Genomic DNA, 1,284 nt, shown 5'->3' with positions numbered 1-1,284 from the left:
TTGATGGTGAATGGTTCAACTTTTGGTTTGCATGGAACGGATAAACTTAAAGCAATTTTACCGAATGATGACTGGGTATATTTTCCTGATGTCATTCAGGAAGGTAATGCGATTAATAGTGTTCTAAATGTCAAACACGTCATTATTGGAGCAGAGGCAGAAGCTGCCAAATTGATGATGGAAGAACTCCTTCGTCCCTTTTTTCGCTATCAAAATCAATATTTATTTATGCCGATTCTGGATGCTGAATTTACTAAATTGAGTATTTCAGGCATGTTAGCAACACGAATTAGCTACATGAATGATTTGGCTTTGGTTGCTGAAAAATTAGGGATTGATATTGCTAATGTAAAACAGGGAATGGGCGCAGATACCCGTATTGGTTCAGCCTATTTATCGGCTGGAATTGGTTTTGGTGGTGAAAATTTCTCGCACGACATTTTAACTTTGTCGAGCGAAGTTTCAAAGACTGGCGCGAAAAGTCGCTTGTTGCAACAGGTCTGGGAAATTAACGAGCAGCAAAAAGAAATTTTGTTTCGAAAGCTCTGGAATTATTACCACTCTGATTTAAAAGGTAAAACGATTGCAATTTGGGGTGCAGCATTTAAAGAAAATACTTCTAGCATCCATAATTCTCCGATTCATGCAATGTTGGCTGCATTATGGGCGCAAGGTGCTAAGGTGAAACTGCATGATCCACAGGCTTTACAAGAAATTTATAAAATGTACGGTGAGCGAGATGATTTGATTTTGAGTCTGGATGCTTATGATGTAGTGCAAAATGCAGATGCACTTTGTGTGATTACCGCATGGAAACAATATTACAGTCCTGATTATAAAAAACTACAGCAAACAATGCGTCATCCCCTTATTCTGGATGGACGTAATCTTTACGATCCTGATTTTGTAAAAGCTCAGGGTTTCGCCTATGAAGGTGTTGGTCGACTATGAATGAAAATATTGAAAAATTTCCAAAGCAAAATAAACAATCAGCAGTAATACAACTTCAATCTCTTGCTGAGAAGATGCAAGACATGCATCTAAATCAATTATTTGAACAACAAAATGATCGATTTGAGCAGTTTTCATTGGGTTGTGATGATTTGACTTTCGATTTTAGTAAGCATCGAGTCAATCAGGAGGTAATACAGTCTTTAGTGGCATGGGCTGAATCTAAGAACTTGGATGAATGGATAAAACGCTTATTTTCAGAAGAAACCATTAATTATACTGAGCAGCGTGCTGCGATGCATTGGGCATTGCGATTACCTAAAAATACGGTGC

Annotated in this window: 1 protein-coding gene and 1 pseudogene; both read left to right on the top strand. The window is 37.9% G+C overall.

Annotated elements, in window-relative coordinates:
• Nucleotides 1-951, top strand: a 951-nt coding sequence (locus JR005_RS04270) for a nucleotide sugar dehydrogenase (protein ID WP_228731748.1), incomplete at its 5' end; no start/stop codon positions are given.
• Nucleotides 948-1,284 (top strand): annotated as a pseudogene (locus JR005_RS04265) (glucose-6-phosphate isomerase); the annotation flags it as partial. The gene JR005_RS04270 and the pseudogene JR005_RS04265, both read left to right, overlap by 4 nt.

This window comes from Acinetobacter sp. Colony158, assembly GCF_019264745.1.
Lineage (GTDB): Bacteria > Pseudomonadota > Gammaproteobacteria > Pseudomonadales > Moraxellaceae > Acinetobacter > Acinetobacter ursingii.
The sequence above is the reverse complement of the archived record's forward strand: the minus strand, read 5'-3'. Positions and strand labels throughout refer to the sequence as shown.